At 54.6% G+C, this 25,157-nt stretch carries 21 protein-coding genes; 8 read left to right on the forward strand and 13 right to left on the reverse strand.

Translation table 11 applies throughout. From position 1 onward, the window contains the following. Nucleotides 1-10: 10 nt before the first annotated feature. Both yaaA and F7R27_RS04430 read right to left on the reverse strand, forming a co-directional pair. Nucleotides 11-787: a peroxide stress protein YaaA gene (gene yaaA, locus F7R27_RS04425; RefSeq protein WP_151703009.1), complete on the reverse strand. Its 777-nt coding sequence runs from the start codon at nt 785-787 to the stop codon at nt 11-13. An 81-nt stretch (nt 788-868) separates the two neighbouring features. Beyond that, nucleotides 869-1,102, reverse strand: coding sequence for a DUF2789 domain-containing protein (locus tag F7R27_RS04430; RefSeq protein ID WP_151703010.1), 234 nt, complete (start codon nt 1,100-1,102; stop codon nt 869-871). A 201-nt stretch (nt 1,103-1,303) separates the two neighbouring features. On the opposite strand from F7R27_RS04430, the gene F7R27_RS04435 reads away from it, so the two are divergent. Both F7R27_RS04435 and F7R27_RS04440 read left to right on the forward strand, forming a co-directional pair. Continuing rightward, nucleotides 1,304-2,581, forward strand: coding sequence for a tryptophan--tRNA ligase (locus F7R27_RS04435; RefSeq protein ID WP_151703011.1), 1,278 nt, complete (start codon nt 1,304-1,306; stop codon nt 2,579-2,581). Between the two features lie 22 nt (nt 2,582-2,603). After that, complete coding sequence (locus tag F7R27_RS04440; protein ID WP_151703012.1) at nt 2,604-3,449, forward strand: sulfurtransferase; 846 nt, start codon at nt 2,604-2,606, stop codon at nt 3,447-3,449. Nucleotides 3,450-3,471: 22 nt separating this feature from the next. Here the strand turns inward: F7R27_RS04440 and F7R27_RS04445 are convergent, their stop codons facing one another. From F7R27_RS04445 to F7R27_RS04460, 4 genes are all read right to left on the reverse strand, one after another. Next, nucleotides 3,472-4,920 (reverse strand): DUF4139 domain-containing protein, encoded by a 1,449-nt coding sequence (locus F7R27_RS04445; RefSeq protein ID WP_151703013.1) that lies wholly within the window; start codon nt 4,918-4,920, stop codon nt 3,472-3,474. Nucleotides 4,921-4,943: 23 nt separating this feature from the next. Continuing rightward, nucleotides 4,944-7,004 carry an SUMF1/EgtB/PvdO family nonheme iron enzyme gene (locus F7R27_RS04450; RefSeq protein WP_151703014.1) on the reverse strand — a complete coding sequence of 687 codons (2,061 nt, stop codon included), beginning with the start codon at nt 7,002-7,004 and terminating at the stop codon, nt 4,944-4,946. A 63-nt stretch (nt 7,005-7,067) separates the two neighbouring features. After that, nucleotides 7,068-7,916: a 3-deoxy-8-phosphooctulonate synthase gene (gene kdsA, locus F7R27_RS04455; RefSeq protein ID WP_151703015.1), complete on the reverse strand. Its 849-nt coding sequence runs from the start codon at nt 7,914-7,916 to the stop codon at nt 7,068-7,070. Nucleotides 7,917-7,995: 79 nt separating this feature from the next. Then, nucleotides 7,996-8,199 carry a DUF2788 domain-containing protein gene (locus F7R27_RS04460; protein WP_151703016.1) on the reverse strand — a complete coding sequence of 68 codons (204 nt, stop codon included), beginning with the start codon at nt 8,197-8,199 and terminating at the stop codon, nt 7,996-7,998. Between the two features lie 292 nt (nt 8,200-8,491). On the opposite strand from F7R27_RS04460, the gene dauA reads away from it, so the two are divergent. Further along, nucleotides 8,492-10,249 carry a C4-dicarboxylic acid transporter DauA gene (gene dauA, locus F7R27_RS04465; RefSeq protein ID WP_151703017.1) on the forward strand — a complete coding sequence of 586 codons (1,758 nt, stop codon included), beginning with the start codon at nt 8,492-8,494 and terminating at the stop codon, nt 10,247-10,249. Here the strand turns inward: dauA and F7R27_RS04470 are convergent. After that, on the reverse strand, nt 10,242-12,863 hold the full coding sequence (locus F7R27_RS04470; protein ID WP_240776228.1) for an EAL domain-containing protein: 2,622 nt from the start codon (nt 12,861-12,863) through the stop codon (nt 10,242-10,244). The two genes, dauA and F7R27_RS04470, sit on opposite strands and share 8 nt — an antisense overlap. A 180-nt stretch (nt 12,864-13,043) precedes the next feature. On the opposite strand from F7R27_RS04470, the gene F7R27_RS04475 reads away from it, so the two are divergent. After that, entirely contained in the window at nt 13,044-13,643 is a 600-nt protein-coding gene (locus F7R27_RS04475) for a DNA-J related domain-containing protein (RefSeq protein WP_151703018.1), read from the forward strand. Here the strand turns inward: F7R27_RS04475 and F7R27_RS04480 are convergent. Continuing rightward, nucleotides 13,626-15,437, reverse strand: a complete 1,812-nt coding sequence (locus tag F7R27_RS04480) for a flagellar regulator YcgR PilZN domain-containing protein (RefSeq protein ID WP_151703019.1) — start codon at nt 15,435-15,437, stop codon at nt 13,626-13,628. The genes F7R27_RS04475 and F7R27_RS04480 overlap by 18 nt on opposite strands. A gap of 203 nt (nt 15,438-15,640) precedes the next feature. On the opposite strand from F7R27_RS04480, the gene F7R27_RS04485 reads away from it, so the two are divergent. Both F7R27_RS04485 and F7R27_RS04490 read left to right on the forward strand, forming a co-directional pair. Beyond that, nucleotides 15,641-16,258, forward strand: a complete 618-nt coding sequence (locus F7R27_RS04485) for a LysE family translocator (RefSeq protein WP_151703020.1) — start codon at nt 15,641-15,643, stop codon at nt 16,256-16,258. Nucleotides 16,259-16,304: 46 nt separating this feature from the next. Beyond that, nucleotides 16,305-16,709, forward strand: a complete 405-nt coding sequence (locus F7R27_RS04490) for a hypothetical protein (protein WP_151703021.1) — start codon at nt 16,305-16,307, stop codon at nt 16,707-16,709. 6 nt (nt 16,710-16,715) lie between these two features. On the opposite strand, the gene F7R27_RS04495 is transcribed toward F7R27_RS04490, so the two are convergent. After that, complete coding sequence (locus tag F7R27_RS04495) at nt 16,716-17,738, reverse strand: AbrB family transcriptional regulator (protein WP_151703022.1); 1,023 nt, start codon at nt 17,736-17,738, stop codon at nt 16,716-16,718. Between the two features lie 212 nt (nt 17,739-17,950). On the opposite strand from F7R27_RS04495, the gene F7R27_RS04500 reads away from it, so the two are divergent. After that, a complete protein-coding gene (locus F7R27_RS04500; RefSeq protein ID WP_151703023.1) occupies nt 17,951-19,516 on the forward strand; it encodes a methyl-accepting chemotaxis protein in 1,566 nt (521 codons plus the stop codon). A 12-nt stretch (nt 19,517-19,528) separates the two neighbouring features. After that, entirely contained in the window at nt 19,529-20,008 is a 480-nt protein-coding gene (locus F7R27_RS04505) for a GNAT family N-acetyltransferase (RefSeq protein ID WP_151703024.1), read from the forward strand. 20 nt (nt 20,009-20,028) lie between these two features. Here F7R27_RS04505 and F7R27_RS04510 read toward each other — a convergent pair whose 3' ends face one another. The 4 genes from F7R27_RS04510 to F7R27_RS04525 all read right to left on the reverse strand — a co-directional run bounded on the left by F7R27_RS04510 (nt 20,029) and on the right by F7R27_RS04525 (nt 25,154). After that, a complete protein-coding gene (locus F7R27_RS04510; RefSeq protein WP_151703025.1) occupies nt 20,029-20,682 on the reverse strand; it encodes a DUF1826 domain-containing protein in 654 nt (217 codons plus the stop codon). After that, a complete protein-coding gene (gene zigA, locus F7R27_RS04515) occupies nt 20,679-21,884 on the reverse strand; it encodes a zinc metallochaperone GTPase ZigA (RefSeq protein ID WP_151703026.1) in 1,206 nt (401 codons plus the stop codon). Before zigA ends, F7R27_RS04510 begins: the two co-directional genes overlap by 4 nt. A 139-nt stretch (nt 21,885-22,023) precedes the next feature. Then, nucleotides 22,024-22,833 carry a flagellin N-terminal helical domain-containing protein gene (locus F7R27_RS04520; RefSeq protein WP_151703027.1) on the reverse strand — a complete coding sequence of 270 codons (810 nt, stop codon included), beginning with the start codon at nt 22,831-22,833 and terminating at the stop codon, nt 22,024-22,026. Between the two features lie 146 nt (nt 22,834-22,979). Next, nucleotides 22,980-25,154 (reverse strand): putative bifunctional diguanylate cyclase/phosphodiesterase, encoded by a 2,175-nt coding sequence (locus tag F7R27_RS04525; RefSeq protein ID WP_151703028.1) that lies wholly within the window; start codon nt 25,152-25,154, stop codon nt 22,980-22,982. Nucleotides 25,155-25,157 lie beyond the last annotated feature (3 nt).

Consider the following 25,157-nt stretch of genomic DNA (forward strand, 5'->3'; position numbering starts at 1 on the left):
AATGAGATGGTTATTCGGCGTGATCGCGCAGGAATACCCACTCATTCTCTTTCGAGTCTTTCGCAGAAAAGTAATACCCTTCCAGATCAAATCCTTTCAGATCTTCTGCAGTCTCAATACGGTTGGTGATCATGTATCGACTCATCAGACCCCGTGCCTTTTTGGCATAGAAGCTGATGATCTTGTACTGCCCGTTCTTCTGATCCTTGAACACAGGTGTGATGATCCGTGCCTTCAGCTCTTTGGGTTTGACCGCCTTGAAGTACTCGTTTGAGGCCAGGTTGATCACTACCGGGTCGGGCTGCTGCTCCAACTCCTGATTCAGTCGATCGGTGATCAATGAACCCCAGAACTGATAGAGATTATCGCCACCTGGATTGCTGACGCGGGTGCCCATCTCCAGACGATAGGGCTGCAGCAGGTCCAGTGGCCGCATCAGGCCATAAAGACCGGACAGGATGCGCAGATGCGCCTGAGCAAAGTCGAAATCCTCTTCCGAAAACAGCTCCGCCTGCAGGCCTGTGTAGACATCTCCCTTGAACGCCAGTACAGCAGGGCGAGCATTCTCGGGAGTATGGGCGGGGGACCAACTCCCATACCTTGCCACATTAAGGCTGGCCAGCTTGTCACTCAGTTTCATCATCTCAGCGATATCCTGAACGGATTTCTGCTTCATGGTTTTGATCAGAGTGGCGGCCTGATCAATAAGCTGTGGCTGGGTGTGGCGCTGGGTGGCCAGGGGGGATTCATAGTCCAGAGTTTTAGCAGGTGAGATAAGCGTCAGCATGTGTGTGGGCTTCTGTCAGTTCATGGGTATAGTGGAATGATGGGGCCGGATGGCCCCGAATCAACCCCGGAAAACTCAGGGTCAATCACGCAGGCGGGCGTTCAGCTCATCAACAACCTCGGCCCAGTCGGAATCGCTGCTGATCGCTTCACGCAGAAAATCAGCCTGAGACTGTGTCCAGAAGGTTGCGGACTCGAGCCGCACCTCACTGCTGAAAAGCTTGTGGGTCCTGATGAACTGCTCAATCTGCTGCTCTTCCGCAGGCAGTCCGAGCTGTTCAAATAGCGTTTTGAAATTGTGTGTGGATGTGTCCATATTGCCTCCGAGGCAAGATCATCACTGAAGTAAAGTCATAAGGTCTGACTGGTAGTGATAAGTGTTGGTCAGAGCATCGGCTTTGTCAAAAACCGACTTTATCAGTCAGATTTATTGCCATGCAGACTGTGCAGCAGCACAGACTTATTTTGTGTATTATAGAGCGCTATTTGTATCGAGTATTGGGCGTAAGAGCAGCAGATGAGTCAAAAAACCGTACTGACCGGAATCACCACAACCGGTACGCCGCATATCGGCAACTACCTGGGTGCGATCAAACCAGCGATTGAAGCGAGCCGGAACCCTGCCTTTAAAAGTTATTTCTTCCTGGCCGATTTTCATGCCCTGATCAAGTGTCATGAGCCGGATCGTGTCGCGGCATCAACACGTGAAATAGCCGCCACCTGGCTGGCGATGGGGCTTGATCCCGAACAGGCGGTATTCTATCGCCAGACTGATATTCCTGAAATTACTGAGCTGACCTGGATTCTGACCTGCCTGACCTCCAAGGGTCTGATGAACCGCGCTCATGCCTATAAGGCATCCGTCGATCAGAACCGCGAAGCTGGCAAGGAGGATCTGGATGATGGTGTGCTGATGGGGCTGTTTAATTATCCCATTCTGATGGCTGCCGATATTCTGATGTTCAATGCCGATATCATTCCGGTTGGTAAGGACCAGATTCAGCATATCGAGATGGCCCGCGATATCGCAGGTCGTTTCAATTTCCAGTATCAGCCTCTGTTCACACTGCCCGAAGCACAGGTGGATGAAGAGACGAAGCTGATTCCGGGGCTGGATGGGCGCAAGATGTCCAAAAGCTATAACAATACCATTCCACTGTTTAGTGATCGGGACACGCTGCGCTCGCTGATTTTCCAGATCCGCACGGATCTGCGTCAGCCAGGCGAGCCGAAAGATCCGGATGACAGCACATTGTTCCAGCTCTATCGTTGCTTTGCCAACGAGCAGGAGACAGCTGCAATGCGCCAGCGTTTTCTGGAAGGGATCGCCTGGGGGGATGCAAAACAGGAACTGTTCGAATATCTGGATGCCCAACTCTCTGATCCGCGCGAGCGCTATAATGAGCTGATGAATGATCTGGACCATGTTGAAACGGTTCTGAAAAGAGGTGCCGAGAAAGCGCGTGCCTATGCCTCTCCGTTGCTGGAAAAAGCCCGTATTGCAGTCGGTATTCGTCCTCTGACCTATGTGTCCACTGAACAGGTGGAAGTGCAGAAGAAGAAAGAGAAGAGTGCCGAAGAGCTGGAGCGTATCGAGCAGGGACGTTTGCGTGCGGTGATGATCCAGATCCAGCCTTTACTGGATCAGGTCAAACAATCCACCGATCCAGCTGCACAGGCACGCAAGGTTCTTGCAGAAAAACAGGCGGAAGTGGAGGGCGCAAAGAAAAAGGTCAGAGATAAATTGCAGAATGAACTGGACCTTCTGCAACAGTCATTGCAAGCCTATCTTTAATACCTTACCGCGGAGGTGAGAGATGTTCACTACCCTGATGAGCGTTGAGCAACTGGCTGAATGCATTGATCCGCTGATTATCGATTGCCGCTTTAATCTGGGCGATGTTCAGTACGGTGAGCGCAGCTATCTCGAAGGACATATACCGGGTGCTTATTACCTGCACCTGGACCATCATCTCTCATCGCCTGTTACCCCTGATACCGGCAGACACCCTCTGCCGGATCTGAACAGGCTTGGCTGGCATCTGCAGCAGTTGGGACTCTATCCGAATCGCCAGGTCGTTGTATATGACGATGCGAGCGGGGCGATTGCTGCACGTGCCTGGTGGCTGATCCGGATGCTTGGACATCAGTCGGTAGCCTTGCTCGATGGTGGCTTTCCTGCCTGGCAGGCACGTTTCCCTGATCGAATGGAGGAGAGCATTCCGGCAACATCCGCCTGTGCTGAGGATAGCTCGTTTGAGCCGATCAGTCTGGTGAAGGCAACGGTGACCAGTGAGCAACTGGAGTCGCTGCTGCAACAACGCACCTATCTGCTGGTGGATGCCAGAGCGGCGGAGCGTTTTCGTGGTGAGGTTGAGCCGATCGATCCGGTGCCAGGTCATGTGCCGGGAGCGGTTAACCGTCCGTTCAATGACAACCTGAACAATGGCCTTTTCAAGGAGCCCGGTGCACTGGCTGAGGAGTGGCAGGCGCTTCTGGGTGGCTATAGCCCGAATCAGGTGATACACATGTGTGGCTCAGGAGTTACCGCCTGTCATAACCTGCTGGCCATGGAGCATGCTGGGCTGGCCGGCGCAAAACTCTACGCCGGCTCCTGGAGTGAGTGGATACGCTCCCCATCCAGACCTGTCGTGACTAATTGATCAGCACTTGATCAGGGCATGATCACGACTTCCGGTCCTTCAGAGCAACCTTCAGAGTCAGGGTAACACTCTCCCTGGCTGGGACATCCAGAACCCAATAGGCATTGCCGGCACCATCTTCCTGATGAGGCAGGCTTGATTCCTGTATTTCCCACTGTTGCTGAAAACCGGCGCTGAGGCGCAGTGCACGGGCATTCTCAGAGCTGTTGCTTACGCTGATCTGCTGTTCCACCAGATGGCCATCGAAGGTTTTACTGTAGTGAGTCTGCTGACGGCTGATGCTCAGATCAAATGCGCGGCCCAGCGTCATCTCTACCTCTTCACCGGCGGCGATATTGCCGATGCGAGATGCGCCGATAAACTGCAGTTCACCCTTAGCATCCGGCCTGAAAACACGTGCCTGACCGGCAGGCAGGGGAGCAGCGGCTTCATTACCTGCCGGTGCCCTGAAACTCAGCATTATGTCCGGCTGCTGGCTATAGCGCTGCTGATCCAGAAAGGGATAGACCATGAACTGATGCTGGTAACTGATCCCGGCTGCCAGTGCTGGTATCTGAATCAAGGGTACCTGTTTGTGCTCCTGATCATGCAGACTCAAAGTCTGCGGCATGCGGTACAGGTGATAATCCTGGACACTCTCAGGTTCCTGAGCGTAGCTGTCGCTTTCCATGACCGCCATGGCGCGCATCATCTGGCCGCGTGGTGCTTCCGGGCGCTGGATGTCGCCCGCCATCAGGCTGATGTGGGCATTTTCATAATGAGCGCCACTGTTGTTATACAGCGATGCCAGACCTTCAATGGCGATCGCTGAAGCGTCCTGATTCAGTGTCAGCACATAATCCATCTGCCAGCCCATACCCTGAGTGATATAGGTGAATCGTGCTTCACCCTGATCCAGAGTACCTGATGTTCTGAAACTCAGGCGTGTATCCGGCTGCAGTTCCTGTGGGATCTCAGGGAATAGAAAGCGCCACTGTTCTGAGTGCAGGGGGACCGTTTCCAGTCGGCCCTGAATGCGGAAAATTGCCTGGGCACCATCAATGGAGAGCAGCTCTCCATCCAGAATGCTTTCCTGGCCAGTTGCCGGGTTCAGGCGTGCGAGTTGCAGAGGCTTGCCCAGATAGGCCTGCAGAAGGCTATTGAAATTCAGTGTGGCCAGTTGCAGGCTCTGTTCGAGAATAGTACCAGCACCCTGTATACGCAGCGTTTCGGGCAGCATGCGTGGACTGACATCCTTGATATTCAGACGCTGCCCTTCATTCAGAATCGGCAAGCGGCGAATATCTTCGATCAGGGCCATATCCTGGTTATAGAGTGTCAGTGAGAGGCTTTCCTGCTGGTATTGATCTATCTCCAGCAAGGAGGCTTGCAGCGGGAGTGCAAGAGTGGCTGCCAGAATAGCGAAACTCAGTGTGTTGAAAACAGGCTTTTTGAAGCCCGATATGTAAGAGCCTGATGTATCAAGACGCATGATGACATTCCTTAGTGATGTGTCTATTCGGGTAGATCGAGGGCAACTCGAAAACCCCAGGTGTTTCGGCTGGCATTGGCTGGATGGCGATAACGACTGGATGAGCGTATCAGGCGCGGAATATCAAACCAGGACCCTCCACGCATCACCTGATGCGTACAACCTGCACGTGTTCTGGCTGATCCATCCACAGGTGCGCCGATGTAGGTGTCCTCATAGCAATCCTGAACCCACTCATCCACATTGCCGTGCATATCGAAAAGGCCCCAGGCATTCGCTGGAAACTGTCCGACAGGCGCAGTGCGTTCACCATCCCATTCACTGCCACACTCATCACAGACTGCATGCCCGTCAAGGAGTTCATTTCCCCACCAGTAACTGGTGTCTGTTCCGGCTCTGGCAGCATACTCCCATTCAGCCTCGGTAGGCAGGCGATAGGGGTGACCTGTCTGTTGAGCAAGCCAGCGTGTATAGGCCACGGCATCGTGCCAACTGACATTGATCACCGGGCGTGAGCCTCTGCCCCAGCCTTCATCGCTTGGCAGGTTGCGGCCAGTGGACTGGGCAAACTGATCATATTCGGCAAAGGTGACTTCATGTCGCGACAGGGCAAAGGGTCGACTGATGGTGACCTCACGCACAGGCCTTTCGTTATCATCTCCCCGGTTATCGAGGTCACCCATCAGGAAGCTGCCAGCGGGCAGGATTGTCATGGGTGGTGCATGCTGACCCTCACCGAAATGATCCTGAAACACGCGTGTACGGGTGTCGGCCCCTTCGACTGAGTCCAGATCCTGAGGTGCATGATCACTGTCGGTGAGGGAACCAGACAGTTCTGCCACCTGATCTGCTGTGCCGGATGCTGCGGCATCCGTGGCAGAGGTTGCAGGCCCTGTGGTGTATCTCTCTGGCTCCGGTCCCGCTGCCGGCTCCGATTCGTTGGCAGTTGTCTGCACCCGCTGAATCGGTTGGTCGGTTGCATTTGGTGCTGTCAGATAACCCAGTGCCACTCCGATCAGTATGCCGATCAGCACTCCAACAAGGGCACCTGCAGTAAACAGGCGAAAGCCGCGGGTATTGGCACGGCTGAGTTGCTCACCCAGTCGGGAAGTGGCAGCGCGGGTCTGATCACCCAGGCGTTGCAGCGTGGGTGAAAGGGCTTTTTTGCGCTGGATCGGGCTCGCACCTTTTACACCTGTGTCCGGCAGCTCACTGGCGGCAGAGTTGTTGTCATCGGCTGACTCCTGATAAAGCTCTTTGAGCAGCACCGGGAGTGAGCTTTGCCGCTCCTCAATGTCAGTCGAAAGTGCCTTTTTCAACACCTGCCACTGGGCGGGTTTCAGCGAGGAGGGTGGGCGAAGTTCGCGCTGATATCGAGTGGACTCGTCATCATCTGGCTTGAAGGGAGGTTTGTTCTGATAGATCTGATAAGTCAGAGCGGCCAGTGCATAGATATCTGCTGCCAGACCTAGCGGCTGTGAGTGGAAGGCCTCAGGCGCCTGGTAGGCAGTGTAGGAGAGCGGGTTGCTCATGGTAGTCAGATAGGGATCCAAAGCTGCGCGCCAGTGGTATCCGATAATCTTCACCCCTTTGCCAGGAGGTAGAAAAATCAATTCAGGGCAGAGTCCGCCATGTGGCTTATGGGAGGAACGTGAAACGGTATCAAGAGCCTTGGCAGTCTGTATTACCAGCCCCTGCTTCTGCTGAAGCGAGAGTGATTTGAGCTGGTTATGCTGGATCAACGTGGCGAGCGTGCGATTGCCCAGTGGTTCGAAGGAGAGGAAACGGTGCCCGCCGCGATCCGCAAACAGTCCATAGCAACTGGCAAGATGTGGGTGTGCAATGGATCGGGTCAATAGCAGAGCACGTCTGAGTTGATCCAGAAAAGCTTCCTGCCTGGCCAGTTGGTTGTCCAGTATCAGGAGTGTGACCTCCGGTGATCCGGCGGTGGATATGTCCCGGGCACTCCATAGCTCACCCAGCGGGTGAGCGCCTCCCGGGGCGCTGAGCCTGAAATAATGATGGCTCGGCCCCAGTTGCTGATCAGGAGCCAGAGAGGGTGGCCGGGTGTCCTTACTGTCCAATTTTTGCTCCTTTGCTCTTCTACCCGTCTCCGTCTGTCCTGAAGGCTGTGGCGGCTGTCAGTATCAGGCAGACGTATCCAGAGGAGGCATCGATTTCACCAGCTGGTCTATCGCTTTCATCTGCTGCAGATAGGGTTCAAGTTTTGCCAGTGGCAGTGCACAGGGACCGTCGCATTTAGCTTTGTCCGGATCCGGGTGTGATTCCAGGAACAGCCCGGCAATACCCTGCGACAAGCCGGCGCGCGAGAGTTGTGCCACCAGCGCACGGCGTCCATCGGCAGAATCGGAACGCCCACCGGGCATCTGCAGCGCATGTGTGGCATCGAAGATCACTGGATAACCGAACTCTTTCATGATGCTGAAACCAAGCATATCCACTACCAGGTTGTTATAGCCAAAACTGGTACCACGCTCGCACAGAATCAGTTGGTCATTACCTGCCTCTTCGCACTTGTGCAGGATATGTTTCATCTCATGGGGTGCCAGAAACTGTGCCTTCTTGATATTGATCACGGCATTGGTCGATGCCATCGCCTGCACCAGATCTGTCTGGCGTGACAGAAAAGCCGGCAACTGGATGATATCGCACACCTCTGCAGCTGGTGCAGCCTGGTCCGGCTCATGGATATCGGTCAGCAGGGGGACGCCAAAGGTCTGCTTGATCTCCTGCAGGATCTTGAGGCCTTCATCCAGCCCGGGGCCGCGAAAGGAGTGAAGCGACGAGCGGTTGGCCTTGTCGAAGGATGCTTTGAACACATAGGGGATCTGCAGTTTCTGACAGACCTCAACATAGTGTTCTGCAATGGACAGAGCAAGGTCACGCGATTCCAGCACATTCATGCCACCGAAGAGAACCATGGGATTGTCGTTGCCAACGGCAATATCAGCGACCTGGATTATTTTCTGTTGCATTTCAATGGGTACCTGTGGCTATGGCTGAATCACTAGTATAGATGATAAGTGTCGTTTGGATTAACTGCGACAGTGATTTTCAGCCACCTTCTATCACAGCGACCAGAATCGTTTTCAGCAGGAAGGCGGCCAGCCCCAGCCCCAATACAAAGAACAGGATAAAGGTGCCGAATTTCCCGGCGTTGGATTTCTTGGCCAGATCATAGATGATGAAAAAGATGAAACCGGCAAAGATGACCATCCCGATGTTCAGCATCAGGGCTTCAATTTCTGCAAGGCGCATGATGGTTTCCGCGTAGTTAGTAAATAGTTAAACAAGTAGTTAATTAAGTAGTCAGGTGATTAAGCTGTCAGGCGATAGCAGTGCTTAGAAATTATGAACTGCGACTATCGAGTAAAGAATCTGGCGCTGATTCTACAGCAGGCAGTGGGTGATAAATACCCGATATTTTCAGGTGTATCTACGACTATTGAAGCATGGTTATCCCGTTGTATATTGTCCCCTTGAGGTTTATGGTTATAGATATATATCTTATTCATATCTTCCGGTTCTATCTTGAAGGACGCTTTACGACATGCCCACATCAAGGCGCTCCCGTCTGCATTCGCTGAGCTTTGCCAGCGCACTACGCGAAAAATTCAAAGAGGGTTACAGTCGTCGGGATCTCATGGGGGATCTGATGGCAGGTGTCACGGTGGGGATCATTGCTATCCCTCTGGCCATGGCACTGGCGATTGCCAGTGGCGTGCGGCCCGAATATGGACTTTATACCGCTATTATTGCCGGATTTCTGATTGCTCTGAGTGGGGGCTCCCGTTACAGCATTTCGGGCCCGACGGCTGCCTTCGTGGTGATTCTCTATCCGGTGACACAACAGTTTGGTCTGGCGGGTCTACTGGTGGCAACCCTGATGGCGGGGGTTATCCTGGTGGCGCTGGCGATTGCGCGCCTCGGTAGACTGATTGAATATATTCCCGAATCGGTGACACTGGGTTTCACCTCGGGTATTGCCATCGTCATTGTCGTGTTGCAGATGAGGGACTTCTTCGGACTGCCCATGAGTGTAGATCCGGAATCTTTCATGCACCGGATAGCCCTGTTGTTCGGTGCACTGCCAGATCTGGATATTGCCAACACACTGGTGGCGCTGAGTACACTGCTGGTGCTGATTTTCTGGCCACGATTGAAGATGCCGATTCCGGGACATCTTCCGGCACTACTGATCGGCACAGGGCTGGCCTGGCTGTTTGTCGTCAATGGGCTGGACGTCGCAACCATCGGTACCCGCTTCAGCTACACTCTTGCGGATGGAACAACCGGGCAGGGGATTCCACCAATCCTGCCATCTTTTCAATGGCCCTGGTTGCAACCCGGGCCTGATGGTGCGCCACTGGACTGGTCATGGAGTACGATTCAGGCATTGCTGCCCGCTGCCTTTTCTATCGCCATGCTCGGTGCTATTGAGTCATTGCTCTGTGCGGTGGTACTGGATGGTATGAGTGGGCGTCGACACCATGCCAATGGTGAGCTGTTGGGGCAGGGGGTTGGTAACCTGGTTGCACCTTTCTTTGGTGGTATCACGGCGACGGCGGCGATAGCTCGCTCAGCCACCAACTACAAGGCTGGTGCCCGCTCGCCAATATCCGGAATGATCCATGCGCTGGTGGTGCTGGCAGGTCTGTTGATACTGGCACCGATTCTGTCCTGGCTGCCGATGGCCAGTATGGCGGCCTTGCTGGTGATGGTCGCCTGGAATATGAGTGAGGCGCCGAAGGTCGTGCATCTGCTGAAGAAAGCGCCAGCGGGCGATGTGCTGGTGCTGCTGACCTGCCTTTCGTTGACTGTACTGTTTGATATGGTGCTGGCCATATCGGCGGGTATCGTCATGGCATCGTTACTGTTCATGCGTGATCTGGCCGGTATGACCCGCTTCACGGATATATCCTCCCAGCGCAAGCATGTTCCAGTTGAGCTGCCTGAGGGCTGGGTTGTGTTGAAAGTCAGTGGCCCGCTGTTTTTTGCAGCAGCTGAACGGGTGTTTGATGAAATGGCTGAAAAAGTCAGAGGGCTGCGCGGGGTTGTGCTTTATATGGATGGTGTACCGCTTCTGGATGCCGGTGGGCTGAATGGGTTTGATCGTTTTTCACTTTATTGTCAGCAGCAGGAAATTCAATTGATGATCGCTGACCTGCAGTTTCAACCCTTGCGTGCCATGGCAAGAGCGGGTGTTAAGCCAGCGCCGGGCCGTCATTTTACAGCAACGCTTGAGGAGGCCCTCAGCATCATCTGCTCCGACCCATCGGCTGAAGCTGTACAGGGTATCGCTACCTGATCCGATGCAGATTCTCTGATGGACGGCTGACACGCTCTGGCTTGTAGTTGAGCAGCCACTGTTTCAGCTCGTTTGCCGGCAGAGGGCGGGCAAACAGATAGCCCTGCTGGTACTGGCATCCCAGCTCATTCAGGAGCTGGCGCTGCTCTTCCGTTTCCACACCTTCTGCGATCAGCCGCAGCTTCAGACTCTTGGCCATGGAGATGATCGCTTCGACCAGCAGGGCGTCTTCACTGTCCTGGGTCAGGTCACGGACAAACTCACGGTCTATTTTCAAGGTGTCTATCGGGAAGCGCTTCAGGTAGCTCAGCGAAGAGTAGCCAGTACCGAAATCATCGATTGCCAGATGCACGCCAATATCCTTGAAGGCCTGCAGCCAGACAATGGTGTCGTCACTGTAGTCCAACAGCAGTCCTTCGGTTATTTCCAGCACCAGTTGATCGGGCTTGAAGCCAGTCTTGTCCAGTATCGAGGAGAGCTGTGTCGCATCCAGCCCCAGATCGCGCTGACGTCCGGATATATTGACCGAGAGGTAGAGGTGGTGACCTTCGCTGTTCCAGAGTGTCAGTTGGGAGCAGGCGGTTTCCAGCACCCATAAGCCGATCGGACCGATCAGACCGGTATCTTCAGCCAGCGGAATAAAGGTGTCAGGGGATACCATGCCCAGTCTGGGGTGGTGCCAGCGCAGCAGCGCTTCAACACCGGTAATTCTGCCGCTGCTACCCAATACCAGTGGTTGATAATAGATCTCCAGTTGCGACTGCTCCATCGCGATACGCAGATCCTGCTCCATCTCCATCATCGTGTTGGCCGTTTCCTGCAGGGCCGAGGTAAAGAATTGGAAGCGGTTACGGCCTGTCTGTTTTGCGCGATACATGGCAAGGTCTGCATTGCGCAGCAGGGCGTCGGCAGTTTCCGAATCGCCTGGGTGCAGGGCGATCCCAATACTGGCACCGATGAAGATTTCACGCCCACTGAGCTCAAAGGGATCAGAAATGGTTTTGATCAGCTTCTCGGCGATCAGCGCAGCATCACGATCAGAACTGATGTTATGCAGCAGGATCACGAACTCATCGCCGCCGAAACGGGCGACGGTGTCGCTTTCGCGCACGCAACTGATCAATCGCTCGGCCACTTGCAGCAACAGGTCATCACCAAACTCGTGCCCCAGAGTGTCGTTTACATTCTTGAAGCGATCGAGATCGACAAACAGCAGGGCTATCTTCTGGTTGTCTCTGTCGGCGGTGACAATGGCTACCTCAAGGCGATCCGCCAGCAGTGCACGATTGGGCAACTGTGTCAGCGCATCGTAATAGGCCTGATGACGGATATGTGCTTCATCCTTCTTGCGCTGGGTGATATCGGAGAACACCGCAACAAACTCTTTGGCCATGCCGGAGGAGTCGTTGATGGCAGATATGGATAGCCATTCTGGATAGACATTGCCATCCTTGCGTCGATTCCAGATTTCGCCCGACCAGTAGCCACTGATCAGAAGTTCGTGCCACATCTCCTCGTAAAAGGTCTCGCTGTGTCTGCCGGAGCTGAGCAGGCTGGGATTCTCTCCGATCACCTCCTCCGGGCTATAGCCGGTGATGCGGGTAAAGGCGTTATTCACCATTTTGATCCGGCCTTCGGCATCGGCAATCATGATCGCTTCGGTGCTGGTTTCGAATACCGTAGCGATCATGCGCAGTTGATCCTCAGCCTCTTTCTTGGCCGTGATATCCTCCTTGACAGCGATGAAGTGAGTGGTATTGCCATCCTGATCACGCAGTGCCGAGATGGATGAGGACTCCCAGAAAAGTGTGCCATCCTTTTTTCTGTTCAGCAGTTGTCCATGCCACTCCAAACCCTGCTGCAGTGAGTCCCACAGGCCTTGATAGACCGATTCGGGCATTTCGCCAGATTTGAGGATATTGGCATGCTGGCCGATCACTTCGTCAGCGCAGTAGCCGGTGACTTCGCTGAAACGTGGGTTGATATATTCGATGATGCCCTGGGTGTCGGTAATCATGACCGAGACCGGGCTCTGCTCCATGGCCCGGCCTAATTTTCTCAGTGCCAACTCGGCATCCTGAGTACGAGTGATATCGGTTCTGACACAGGCGATACCGCCCTCCTGGGTAGGGTTATCACTGGCTTGCAGCCAGCGCCCATCGGCCAGTTGTTCGATGTAGTTGCGTTGCTGGTCATTGTCAGAGGCGCCGCAGCATCCGGTCTGCATCAGATGAGTGGCATTCAGGTTGCATATTTCCTCCCAGTAAACGCAGCCACTGTCTTTGAGCCAAGGGTAGTAGTCGAGCCAGCGCTGATTACATAAAAGGAGCCTGCCATTGCGGTCGAACAGTGCAAAGGCCTCTGAGAGGCTCTCAACCGCATCATGCAGATGCGCTCTTGCCTGCTCGGATCGGGCTTTGGATTTCTGCAGGCGGTGCAGCAGATTACCGAGCAGCATCAGTAACAGCAGGGTGATGATGAGCAGGGTGACGCTGATCACTTCAGTATCCGTGACTGATGAGGTACGCTCTGCTGCGAGGGTCACTGAAGAGGACAGCAGTACAAGTGCTCCTGCTGACATCAGCGCTGCAGTGTGCTGAAAAAGTCTTTTCAAATGCAGTATCCAGCTACCTGATTGGGACGAGAAGCCGCCCTCTTGATTTATAGTTATTTTGCCAAGCTTTTCAAAGAGGGCCCATCATCCAACTTGTCCCCATGCTTTTCAAGCCTCGGGGCATTAATGTTACAGTCTAGCTGCCCTGGATCAAAATAGATCCATGGTATAAGGGGTGAAATGCAAGAAGATGAAGATATAGCGTTTGATGATCTGCTGGTTGATCTATTGGCAGAATACCCTGCCGGTATTTCAGAGTATCAGATGCTGAAGGAGCTGGACCGCAGGGATCTTATTCATCTGGATGAAGACAGTTTCAGTAATACACTGAAGCTGTTCCATGCCCATTTTCTGTTGTTTCATCGCCTTTATCATCTGCGTGATCGACTGCACCGTGAGGCTCGTCACTGCTTGCAGATCAATGCGCTGTCTATTCGTCTTTTGCCCTACAGCAGTTCTGATGCTGGCCTTGAGATGGCCGATAAACTGCGTGAGTACTATCTGGATATGACCCAGCTTGAGTCGACCGGCGAGAGTGAGCTGGAGCAGATGCTGGATAACTTCTGGCGCTATATGCAGACCGGTCGACCGCTGATCAGTGATGCAAAGCGATTACAGGCCTTAGAGGTGCTGGGGCTGGGGGCTGAGGCCAGCGCCCCGGAGATCAAATCCACCTGGCGTCGGCTGGCGATGATTCATCATCCGGATCGTGGTGGTGATGAGGAGCAGTTGAAGCGGATCAATGAAGCGATGCATATCCTTTCAGGTACGAAGCGGTAACCTCAGCAGAGAGCTGCTGATGCCCGATTTGACCGGATCGGAGAGCGCTTCGATAGCCAGATTGCTGTCGAGCAGCGATATATCCCGTGACGGAAACGCGCTGGTGTTTGCCAGGCTGTATACCAGACGAAGATGTGTTGGTTGTTGATTATCATCCTGACGCATCACCAGTCCGAGCGTCTGATCACTCAAGCGCACGGTTGACCCCAAGGGGTATTTACCCTGCTGTGCAATCAGATGACGGATGCTGGCCGTATGCAACTGATCCGGTATGCTCAGCATCTGCTTGATGGCAAGGAGCGGATGGTAGTGCACATCCTCCTTGATCCAGCGATGGCTCAATGTATCGTAGGCATCGACTGCGGCTGCCAGTTTGCCCAGGGGATGCAACTCTTCAGCCGTCAGCCCTTTCGGCAGGCCACTGCCATCCAGACGCTCAAGGCTCTGCCGGGTGATCACCAGCGTTTCTTTCGGTATACCGGGGATGCGTGCCAGTTGGTTGATCAGATCGTCCATATGTTCTCGCAGCTGAGCTGCACGATCATCTGAAAGAGTCAGATTTTTTTCTTCTATCCCTTCAGGAATCAATGACTTGGCCAGATCGTGGCAGAGACCGCTGAAAATCAGTCGTTCGAGGCTTTCCGGTCTGACCTGATCGGCTTGTTTGAAGGCAACAAAATCTGCCAGCAGAACACCCACTGCGATCGAGTGCTCAAACAGAAAATTATCGGCCGAGCGCATCCGGGTCAGAAGCAGCAGGTACTGTCGGTCCTGCAACCAGGCGCGCAGTAAATTGTGCGCAGCTTCCTGTGCCTGCTCAATGGGCAGCAGCTTCTGCATTCTCAGGGCTGCCACCAGGTCTTTCATGGCTATGACAGCCGACTGATGGGCGCGTCTGATATCCACCGGGGCGTCCTGAGTCTGGAGTTGCAGGGCGCTGAGCTTACGTGCGTTGTTGCTCGATCCGTTCTGCTCGGAAGGGGGTGTGGAGCCTGCCTGATCGGGAGTGCTCTTCACCTCGGCATCCATGAACACTGACTTTTCGCCGGGAATGAACAGTACCGGGGTGCCGGCAGGGTCACCACCATGCCTTTCATGGTTGATCTGATCACGCTGCAGATCAGTCACCAGATTGGCTACACGCGTTCGTTGCCCGCCATCCAGCGCCTCGAAGCGACAGCCACAATAGGTTTTCTGGCGAGTATCGTTATATTCAACCCGAATCAATACCAGATGCAAATCCAACTGAGCGGCGTTGGGGAATATCAGTGTCAGAGGCAAGGGCATCTGACCGGGAGACAGCTGCTTGGTCAGATCGCCATTAAACTCCAGACGACAGCCATCGACAGACAGATCCTTGAGTCGGCCATTGATCATGTCGTAATTGGCATCAGGCAGGCGTGCCATGATCTCCAGCATCGTCCGCACCTGTGCGCGAAAGGACTGACGCCGCTGCAGATAGTGGAGTTTTTTCGGCAGGGGGATATGGTAAGTGATCTCTCCCTGCGCTGAGGTGACAGCTTTGGCGACGACCTCAGTGCTGGTCAGCCGACAGCCATCATAAAGGGTTTCCAGGATCAGGGAGCGTCCATCCTGCAGGAGGTGGTTGCGGTTTTTCGGGAGGGCTTCATCCAGGATCAGTTGCTGTTGTTCGGTGTCGATCTCAACCAGATAGGAGGTCAGGCTCAATCCGGATTCGCGTGGTCTGATGGTGATCGGTGACAGTCGCGTCTGTATCCGGCGGAACATCAGCAGAATCTCCTTGCGGGAGGTGATCAACTGCCCTTCTGTCATGGATTGCTGCACTGCACGGCCTCAGCAGATGTGGTTGAATAATTTGAGTATAACACTGCTTTTTTCATTTCTGCGAGACGAAAAGTGCCACCTATGGGCAACACTGGGGGGAACTTGACTTCACCCGTTGTTGCCTGAGGTTTATACTGCACACCACATATCACCCTTTTAAATTACAGTGACAGATCGTCACAGGATTCATCATGTCCGTTGAAAGCGCCATAACCTATTTTGTCGCCATCTTCATTTTTGCCATTACACCAGGCCCCGGCATCTTTGCGCTGCTGGCGCGCGGCATGACATCGGGTATTCCTGCCTGTTTTCCGCTCGCGCTGGGCATGACGGTCAGTGATGTCATCTATCTCGTGCTGGCATGCTATGGCCTTGCGACACTGGCGGAACACTGGGGCGAGGTGTTTACCGTAATCCGGTTTGTCGGGGCGGCCTATCTGCTCTATCTGGGGTGGAAAATGTGGACGGCACCGATCCGTATTCAGGGTGTCGAAGGCGATAAGGATCAGTCAGGCGTGGTGATGAGCTTTGTGCAGGGGTTTCTGATTTCGGCTTCCAATCCGAAAGTGATACTGTTTTATATTGCGTTTCTGCCGACATTCATCGATCTGACCTCCCTGACACAGCGAGATATCGGATTGGTGGTGCTGTTGACGGTCGCCGGGCTGATGTGTGGTCTGATGCTGATTGCTGCCGGTATCTCGACGGCTCGTCGTTTTTTCCAGTCGGAAAAGGCGATGAAAAAACTGAACTATACGGCAGGCTCTCTGATGGTGGCCGCCGGGCTTTATCTGGCTGGAAAAGGTTGATACCTATCCGGCCCTTCTCTTCTGAAAACACCTACAGGAATATCTTGTGACAAAACCGATCAAATTTGCCATTGTTTTCTTTATCTTTGCCGCCAGCGGTCTGTTCCTCTGGAGCCAACTGGCTATCAAGCCTCTTTCTACTGATCTGACGCTGATAGGCCAGGGTAAGCCTGCACTGGTGCTGGCCTATGAGAACTTTGCGCCCTCCGGAATCGAGGCGATGGAGCGGATCAATCGTGTACGCTCCGATTATGAAACGAGCATCAAGTTTCTGGTTGCCGATATGGGCACACCTCAGGGTCAGGCTTTCACGGAGCAGTATGAATTGCTTGATGGCATGGTGATTTTTCTGTCTGCTGATGGACAGCCGGTCAGTATCGGTACAGTACCTGTGAATGAAAGTGAATTGCGTCGCCGGCTGGATAAAGATCTTGGCCGAGCCGGTATCTGAGTGAATTCATCGTTCTGATTGTCTGGGTACCCGGGTGCTGAGATAGCGCCCGATTGCAGGTGTGGCAAACATCAGCAGAAACATCCGTATGATGTGCATGAAAACGATATACAACGGGTCTATATCAGCGGAGGCGGCGATCAGTGCCATCTCGCCGATGCCGCCCGGCACCAGTGCCAGAAACGCGTGGCTGAAGGGAATGTCCAGCAGCCAGTATGTCATCAGAGCAAAACCCGCCGCTATCAGCATCGCCAGCAGAGTCGCCAGTACCGCGTAAAAGCTTACTTGCAGCAACTGCTTGATCCGGGTGCCGTAAAAGCGCCCGCCGATATAAGAGCCCAGCACGATAAAGGTGATCACCATCACCCAGCCCGGCAGGTCTGTATTGAAGCCAAGGCTGGCCAGAATCGCGCTGGCAAGAAGCGGCCCCAGAAACTCCGGCATGGGTAACCTTATCCAGCGGGAAGCCCACCATGCCAGAGGAACAAGCGGCAGGTAGAGCAGGGATTGACTCTGCTGGCTGTCGATGGCTGGCCCACTGAGATCGTACTCGGGCATCAGAAAGAAGATGACAGTAGTGCTGATGATCACAAGCGTGATGCGCAGCGTCTGAGCGATCGCAATCCAGCGCCCGTCGCCTCCCAGTTGCTCACCCATGATGATGACAGCGTTCAGATTACCGGGTAGAGAAGCGAAAATGGAGGTGATCAGATCCAGTTTTGCCAGCCAACGAAAAAGCAGGGTATTGACCAGAATAATCAGGATCACTGATAGCGTCATGATCAGTACACTGGGATACCAGTCAACCACCTGCTGGAACACTGCCGGCTCAAAACGACTGCCCAGCCAGAAGCCCAGCACACCCAGAAAAAAGCGGTTGCCCAGACGGTTGATACGTGTCTGCACACCGCAGATCGCCAGCACCATTATCAGGATCAGCGGGCCAAGCATCCAGGGAAGAGGTATATTGATCAACCAGGCAGCTGTGCCACCAGTGGCGCCCAGCATCAGTGTCGAGAGCGTTTTCAAACGAGATAAACCTTCTTGTCCATGAAAGCACCAGACTGGCAGCCTGGACTGTGTCAGTGGCTTTTACGGTGTAATGAAAGTAATTGAATGTCAAACGAAAAAATATCAGACAACCCGTAAATGAGCTCTTGTTTGATTTAGTAATCGGTCATATAGCGTTATACTGCAACTATCTATGCTGCTCATAATTATAAGGTTTCGGAGAAGCCAACATGAAAAAGAATCTGCCGGTTACAGACAGAGAGGTAGTCATTCCCGAGCATGACCCTCTTATCTCCTCCACGGATCTCAAAGGAATCATCACCTACTGCAATGATGCCTTCATTGCCGTCAGTGGCTTCAGCCGCGAAGAGCTGTTGGGTAAAAATCACAATATTGTGCGTCATCCCGATATGCCGCCTGCTGCCTATGCGGTGATGTGGGAGCATCTGAAGGCGGGTAAACCCTGGATGGGGGTAGTGAAAAATCGCTGCAAGAGTGGCGACTACTATTGGGTGAATGCCTATGTCACACCGGTTTCAAAAAATGGCAAAGTGGTTGGTTATGAGTCCGTCAGACAGCGTGCCCGGCCTGAGGATATCCAGAGGGCCTCTGAACTCTATGCCCGTGTGAACAAGGGCGGCAAAGCGCAGAACAGTACACCTGCCATCATCAAGGAGGCAGCCATCTATCTGCCGACGCTCGCAGCCGTGGTGCTTGCCTATCTGCTGGCGCTGTCGTTCGGCAAGGCGGCGTTGCTGCCGGCGGTGTTGTTGCCCGCCCTGGTGGCTGGTGCTACCGGTTGGGTAAGGCATACCCGCCAGTACAATCGTCTGCTGGACCTGATGCCGCACTCTTTCCGGCATGACCTTGCCGTACTGACCTATACCGATCGGATCGGGCCGGTGGCAAGGCTGGAGATGAGCATCCTCAGTGACCATGCTCATCTGAACACGGTACTGGTGCGCCTGCGTGAGGCGGCCCATGATGTATCCCGGCAGGCTGCTGAGGCTCATGTGATGAGTACTCAGGCTGCGGCCAGTGTGCGAGAGCAGCAGCATGAAACCGAACAGGTCGCGACTGCGATGAATCAGATGACTGCAACCATCGGTGAAGTATCCGGCCATGTTCAGAGCACGGCCTCCCAGGCTGAGGACTCGGATAAACTGGCACGTCAGGGTATGACGGTTGCGCACCACACGCGCCAGTCGATCGAGGATCTGCAGAAGACTGTCAATAACATCTGTCAGTCGGTTGAAGAGCTTGCCAGCAATACTGACAGTATCACCGGTGCTGCTGAGTTGATTGAGCAGATCGCCGAGCAGACTAACCTGCTGGCCCTCAATGCGGCCATTGAAGCCGCCAGAGCAGGAGATCAGGGGCGTGGTTTTGCCGTCGTGGCGGGCGAGGTCAGAGAGCTGGCTCGCAGGACGCAGGAGTCAACGCAGAAAATTCGTGGCATCATCACCAACCTGCGTGAGCGGGCGAAAGCGGCAGTCGATGCTGCCGAACATGGCCAGCAGGCAGCGGAAGAGGGTGTCCAGAATGTGCTGGAGGCTGAGCAGATGCTGACAGGAATCTCCGAATCGGTTACCAGCATTGCGGGTATGTCGGTACAGATGGCTGCTGCCGTTGAGGAGCAGTCACATGTAGCAGATGAGATCAATGGTCAGGTGGTGCGCATTGCAGAGCTGGCAAATCACAGTCTGTCCAGCGGGGCTGATGCGTCCGAGAAAAACCGCCACCTGGAGCAGAGTTCAGAAGCGCTTTATGAACTGGTGGACAGGTTCAAGAGATAATAAGGAAACAAAATGCTTGAAATATGTGAAGCGGATCTGAGTCTGCCGGTGCATGCCGCTGCTGTACTGCAGCTGATGAACGAGTATGCCTGCGACCCCATGGGGGGCGGTGAGCCTCTGTCTGAATATGCCAGGGATAATCTGATAGCCGAGATGCGCAAGCGTCCCACTATCCGGGTTGTTCTGGCGCTGGATGGTGACACCCCAGTGGGCCTGATGAACTGCATCGAAGGCTTCTCCACCTTTGCCTGCAAACCGCTGATGAACGTGCATGATGTGGTGGTATCCCAGGCGTATCGTGGCCGTGGCATCAGTAAGCTGATGTTTGCCAGGGCGGAGGAGATGGCGCGCAGGCTGGGGTGTGTCAAGATGACACTTGAAGTGCTGGAGGGCAATATGCCGGCACGCGAAGCCTATTCTGCACTGGGTTACCGCTACTATCAGTTGGACCCATCCATGGGCAGCGCAATGTTCTGGGAGAAAAAGCTCTGATCACGCGGAGGGTGTTCGTATCAGAGCATATCCAGCGTCAGGACCAGGCGCTTTTCGCCAGGGGCTGGCACAGGCGATCGGTGAATGATCCCCTTGCCCTCGTTGCCGCTGTATAACTCACCCTTGAACAGCGCCACATAGCCAGTCGGCAGTTGCTGTATGGCAGTGCCCGGGCGCATAAATCCTGACGTCGGATCATCACTGGCTGTTGTTGCAAGCAGGCGTCGATCAGCACCCTCATTCATGATCCACTCGGTTCCGCTGCCGCAGAAGGTGGTGATCATGCGCACGCCAACCCGATCAACATGAAAGCGCGGGCACATGGCTCTGTCCAGCCGGGCCAGACGTGCGCCGACCTCGTCGAGATCAAACAGACAGCTGAACGCATCAATCAACAGTGCGATTGCTTCATACAGCGGCTGGCCCGATTCAACCTTGCCCAGTTCGCCAAACATCTCCTCGGCCAGACTGTCCGGGTGCCCAACGGCGCGACGATCACTGCACAGGTTGCTGTGCAGCAGCGCCTGTGCAGTGGCGATCACCTGCTCTGCGTCTGGCAGAGGCACTGCCACCAGGTTGATATCCGGATCGCAGATCCGGCTGAGTTCGACAAACTCCTTGCCGATAAGCCAGTGCTCGTTTGAGTGGCTGAGCTGTTCTGCGGTATTCATCATGCTACGGCCTCGGCAAACTGCTCGGCAAAGGGATCAGTGAACTGTTTCCAGCCGGCATGGCCCAGCAGCATCTCTTCGTCGGTCAGCAGGCAGCTGTTCAGCGCCTTGATCACCTGCTGCTGATCCAGGTTCTGACCGATGAATACCAGCTCCTGTCGCATATCACCAAAAGGCTCCACCCACTTCTCCATGATGTATTGGCGGGTTTCCTCATCTTCTGGCCAGCGTGCTTTAGGGATCGCTTTCCAGAAGTGTCCGGCCAGGCCATGATGGGCGATACCACCGGCCTGACTCCACTGCCAGGCATGTTGCGGTTGGCTGGCCAGCCAGAAAAAGCCCTTCGAGCGCAGCAGCTTGCCAGTGGCCCAGTCATCATGGATAAATTCATGAAAGCGCTGAGGATGAAAAGGGCGGCGTGCTTCAAAGGTAAAGCTGCCGATACCATACTCTTCAGTTTCGGGCAGATGCTCGCCACGCATCTCTTTCAGCCAACCGGGTGCCAGCTGTGCCTTCTCGAAATCGAAGAGTCCTGTTCCCAGAACTTCGTCAAGATCCACCTGCCCCTGTGTGATCGGCAGAATCCGGGCATCCGGGTTAAGGCTGCGCAAAATGGCTGTCAACTCATCCAGTTGTGCCTGACTGATCAGGTCGGTTTTGCTGATCAGCAGCAGATTGCAGAATTCCACCTGCTCTATCAGCAGATCGGAAACGCTGCGCTCATCCTCCTCCCCCAGATGCTCGCCTGTCTCCTGCAGACTTTTCGCCTCATGAAAGTGCTGCAGAAAGTTAACGCCATCCACCACTGTGACCATCGTATCCAGCCGGGCAATCTGGTTCAGGATGCGCCCCTGCTCATCCTCGAAGGTGAAGGTTTCCGCCACCGGCAGAGGCTCCGAAATACCGGTAGATTCAATTACCAGATAGTCGAAACGTCCGGCCTCAGCCAGGCGAGCCACTTCGATCAACAGATCTTCGCGCAGGGTGCAGCAGATGCAGCCATTGCTCATCTCGACAAGCTTCTCTTCAGTGCGGCTGAAACCGCCCTGTTGCTGAACCAGCGCCGCATCGATATTGATCTCACTCATATCATTGACGATGACTGCTATGCGTTTGTCTTCTCGGTTATTCAGCAGGTGATTGAGTAGTGTGGTTTTTCCGGCACCTAAAAAGCCGGACAGAACAGTAACTGGCAGGGGACTCATGGCAGATCTCCGCGTTGGGTGCTCATTCTGATGATGATTAATATGTTATATCATAACATTTATTGAATGGGCCCATGCAATAGCATTTTGCAAGTTGGCAAGTGTCTGGTGGTAAGACAGCCAGGGCTCTGCTCTGTGATCAGCGCAACAGGCCAAGTACCTGCTGACTTTGAAGATTGGCCTGCGCCTGCATCGCAAGTGCCGACTGAGTTAAGATGTCGTTACGCGTTTTAGCCGCCATGCCCTGAGCGAAATCCAGATCCTCAATCCGGGAGCGCGCCGCCTGGGTCTGCTCATCCGCCGACATCAACTGGCGTGCTGCCGTGACAAAGCGGCTCTGTGCGGCCCCCAGCGATGCACGCTCCGACTCGACAAACTTCATCATCTGGTCAAGACTGCCCAAACTTTCTCTTGCAGCAGCACTGCTCGAGAGACTGAGATTGTCCAGATTGGCCATGGGCCCGGCACTCAGATCACGGCTTTCCAGCGCGATCTCCTGGCCCGGCTCGGTGCCGGCAAAGATGCGGGTTGTACCTTCCTGATTGAGTACCGGACGGCCCCCGAAATTGGTGTTCTGGATGGTCTGCTGAATCTGCTCTCGCAGCTGTGTCGCCTCCGCCTGCAGGTTGCGACGATCGGCATCTGTAAGGGTGCCATTGCCGGCCTGCACCGCCAGCTCGCGGATTCGCTGCAGGCTGTCGGTGACACTTGCCATACCACCCTCCGCCACCTGGGCCAGAGAGAGGCCATCATACACATTGTTGATGGAGCGCTGCATGGCGGTGGACTGGCTGCTCAGCCGTGTGGCGATCTGCATTCCCGCCGGGTCATCCGCCGCCGTGGTGATCCGCTTGGCGGCGGCAAGCTGGCGCATCACTTTCTGTTGCTGCTCCTGCACCTGCTGCAGCAGGCTGGACATACCGCTGCTTTTATTGATGCCGATACTCATTGCATGACTCCACTGATCAAACAAACGCCACCCAAGGGAGCTTTAGCCGAACACCCGATGTCTGGCTCAAGATCCAGGAAAATGATGAGTTCAGTATAGTCCTCTGCGCTGGAAAGTGCTGCAAGATTAAGCAGCCAAACAGGCTGTCAGATGAGCTCTGGTCGGGCTGCCTGCTTGAGGTGTGTGTCGCTGAATAATGCCGCACTTTGTGGCCTGCCGAAGTAGTAGCCCTGAAAATACTGGCACCCCAGTGACCTGAGCAGATCAGCCTGCTCTTGGGTTTCCACTCCTTCTGCCAGCACATCCAGACCCAGTGCTGCGCCGATATTGATCACCGCAGTACAGACGGCCAGATCCTGCTGATCTTCGGGCAGATCTTTGACAAAGGCACGATCTATCTTGATCTTGTGAACTGGCAGTTGTTTCAGATAGGCCAGCGAGGAGTAGCCGGTTCCGAAATCATCCACCGCCAGACCGATACCCATGGCAGCCAGCGCATTCATGGTTTTGACCGCTTCATCACTGTTTTCCATGGCGGTGCTTTCGGTTATTTCCAACTCCAGCGCCTCGGGTGGCAGGTCAAACTCATCCAGTATGGCGGCCACTTTCTGCACAAGACCTTCGACACTCAACTGCCGGGGCGACAGGTTTACCGCCATGATAAAGTCGGGATGGCCCTGGGCTCGCCACAGCGCTGCCTGGTGGCACGCCTCTCTCAGTACCTGCTCGCCAATCGGGATGATCAGGCCGGTGCTTTCGGCAAGCGGGATAAACTCCAGTGGAGAGATGATGCCTTCATCCGGATGACACCAGCGCACCAGCGCTTCGGCCCCCTTGATCTGACCGGTCGCGGCATGGATCTGAAGTTGGTACCAGTTTTCAAACTGCTGCTCCGACAGGGCATGCTTGAGTTGATTGATGCGCCGGTTGCGTTGCTCGACCTGTTTATTCATGCCCGCAACAAAGTAGTGCACCGCCTGGGTTTTTTCCAGCTTGGCATTACTCAGTGCCAGATCAGCATGACGAATCAGGGTTGCTACATCCTTGCCGTCGTCGGGAAAGACAGCAATGCCGACATTCGCTCCGCAGGAGAAGGTGTGTGCATTGAACTCGTATGGCATGCTCACGGCCGAGACCAGTTGCTCACCCAGCGCTGCTGTCAGGGTGGCATCGGTAAAGTCGGGTAAGATAATTCCGAAAATATCACCGCCTACTCTGGCCAGGGTATGAGAGGTGTCCAGTGTATTCTGCAAGCGCTGGCTCGCCATCTTCAGAACTTCATTTCCGGCCTCATGCCCGCCAATGGCATTGATGGCGGCAAAATCGCCAAGGCCGAGCATCAGCACTGCGAGTCTGCAGGAATCGGGCTTGCTCTGCTGCAGGCTCTGTTGCAGACGATCCTGAAAACTCGCCAGATTGGGCAGCCCAGTGAGTGGGTCATGGCTGCGTTGGTGACGCAGTGTCTCCTCATAGGCCATGCGCTCCTTTATCTCCTGTTGCAGCTGGATATTCACCCGGGTCAGCTCCTGGGTGCGCTCCCGTACACGCGCATCCAGGCTGGCATTGATATCTTCCAGTTCGTGTTCGCGTTGCGCCAGTGAGCCGAGATTTTCCGCTGCCCGTGTGAGCAGTCCGTCATATTCACGGGAGAGATCGCCCAGTTCATCCTGGCGCGTGAGTGCACTGAGATAACGCAGTGGATGTCCGGGGTCTTCACTGGCCTGCTGCATACGGCTGCGCAGAAACAGTGTTGGGCCCAGCATCAGCAGATGCAGTACCAGCATGGTGGTGACCGTGACGAAAAATGCGATAAGCAATACCAGACCAAGAATGCGCCAGACAAAAGCAACCAGTTCACCTGATACCTGTTGGGTGTTCAGTCTGATATCTGCCCGATACTCGGCGCTCAGATCCTCCTGCGTGAGGCTGACCTCCAGACGGTCCCCCTGGGCGATGCGGCGATGCCTCTGATTGGGTACAGGCTGAGATTCCAGCGCTTCACCGGTACTGAACAGCAGTGTGCCATCGCCTGAGTAGAGACGAGTGCCTGTGATCAGGGCGGTACCCGGCATGGTGCTGAGCTGATGAAAGGCCTTCTCAGTTGGCATCTCCTGCGCACCCAGCGTGGCCTTGATGACCTGACGACCGGATTCGGCTATGGCCAGGAGGCGGTCACGCTCATAGTTGACATAGGAGGGGATCAGGATCGCCGCCTCGATAAACAGAATACTCAGAAACACCGCTGCAGTGACTCGCCAGCAAAGACGACAGCCGAGTAGCCGCCTGAGGTTGGAGGGTGTGAGAGTAGTATGTCGAGTCATGTG

Source organism: Nitrincola alkalilacustris, from assembly GCF_008973755.1.
Taxonomy (GTDB): Bacteria; Pseudomonadota; Gammaproteobacteria; order Pseudomonadales; family Balneatricaceae; genus Nitrincola; species Nitrincola alkalilacustris.

Coding starts and splice junctions, on each gene's coding strand:
- yaaA (WP_151703009.1), bottom strand. CDS start 787: ATGCTGACGCTTATCTCACCTGCTAAAACTCTGGACTATGAATCCCCC.
- F7R27_RS04430 (WP_151703010.1), bottom strand. CDS start 1,102: ATGGACACATCCACACACAATTTCAAAACGCTATTTGAACAGCTCGGA.
- F7R27_RS04435 (WP_151703011.1), top strand. CDS start 1,304: ATGAGTCAAAAAACCGTACTGACCGGAATCACCACAACCGGTACGCCG.
- F7R27_RS04440 (WP_151703012.1), top strand. CDS start 2,604: ATGTTCACTACCCTGATGAGCGTTGAGCAACTGGCTGAATGCATTGAT.
- F7R27_RS04445 (WP_151703013.1), bottom strand. CDS start 4,920: ATGCGTCTTGATACATCAGGCTCTTACATATCGGGCTTCAAAAAGCCT.
- kdsA (WP_151703015.1), bottom strand. CDS start 7,916: ATGCAACAGAAAATAATCCAGGTCGCTGATATTGCCGTTGGCAACGAC.
- F7R27_RS04460 (WP_151703016.1), bottom strand. CDS start 8,199: ATGCGCCTTGCAGAAATTGAAGCCCTGATGCTGAACATCGGGATGGTC.
- dauA (WP_151703017.1), top strand. CDS start 8,492: ATGCCCACATCAAGGCGCTCCCGTCTGCATTCGCTGAGCTTTGCCAGC.
- F7R27_RS04475 (WP_151703018.1), top strand. CDS start 13,044: ATGCAAGAAGATGAAGATATAGCGTTTGATGATCTGCTGGTTGATCTA.
- F7R27_RS04480 (WP_151703019.1), bottom strand. CDS start 15,437: ATGACAGAAGGGCAGTTGATCACCTCCCGCAAGGAGATTCTGCTGATG.
- F7R27_RS04485 (WP_151703020.1), top strand. CDS start 15,641: ATGTCCGTTGAAAGCGCCATAACCTATTTTGTCGCCATCTTCATTTTT.
- F7R27_RS04500 (WP_151703023.1), top strand. CDS start 17,951: ATGAAAAAGAATCTGCCGGTTACAGACAGAGAGGTAGTCATTCCCGAG.
- F7R27_RS04505 (WP_151703024.1), top strand. CDS start 19,529: ATGCTTGAAATATGTGAAGCGGATCTGAGTCTGCCGGTGCATGCCGCT.
- F7R27_RS04510 (WP_151703025.1), bottom strand. CDS start 20,682: ATGATGAATACCGCAGAACAGCTCAGCCACTCAAACGAGCACTGGCTT.
- zigA (WP_151703026.1), bottom strand. CDS start 21,884: ATGAGTCCCCTGCCAGTTACTGTTCTGTCCGGCTTTTTAGGTGCCGGA.
- F7R27_RS04520 (WP_151703027.1), bottom strand. CDS start 22,833: ATGAGTATCGGCATCAATAAAAGCAGCGGTATGTCCAGCCTGCTGCAG.
- F7R27_RS04525 (WP_151703028.1), bottom strand. CDS start 25,154: ATGACTCGACATACTACTCTCACACCCTCCAACCTCAGGCGGCTACTC.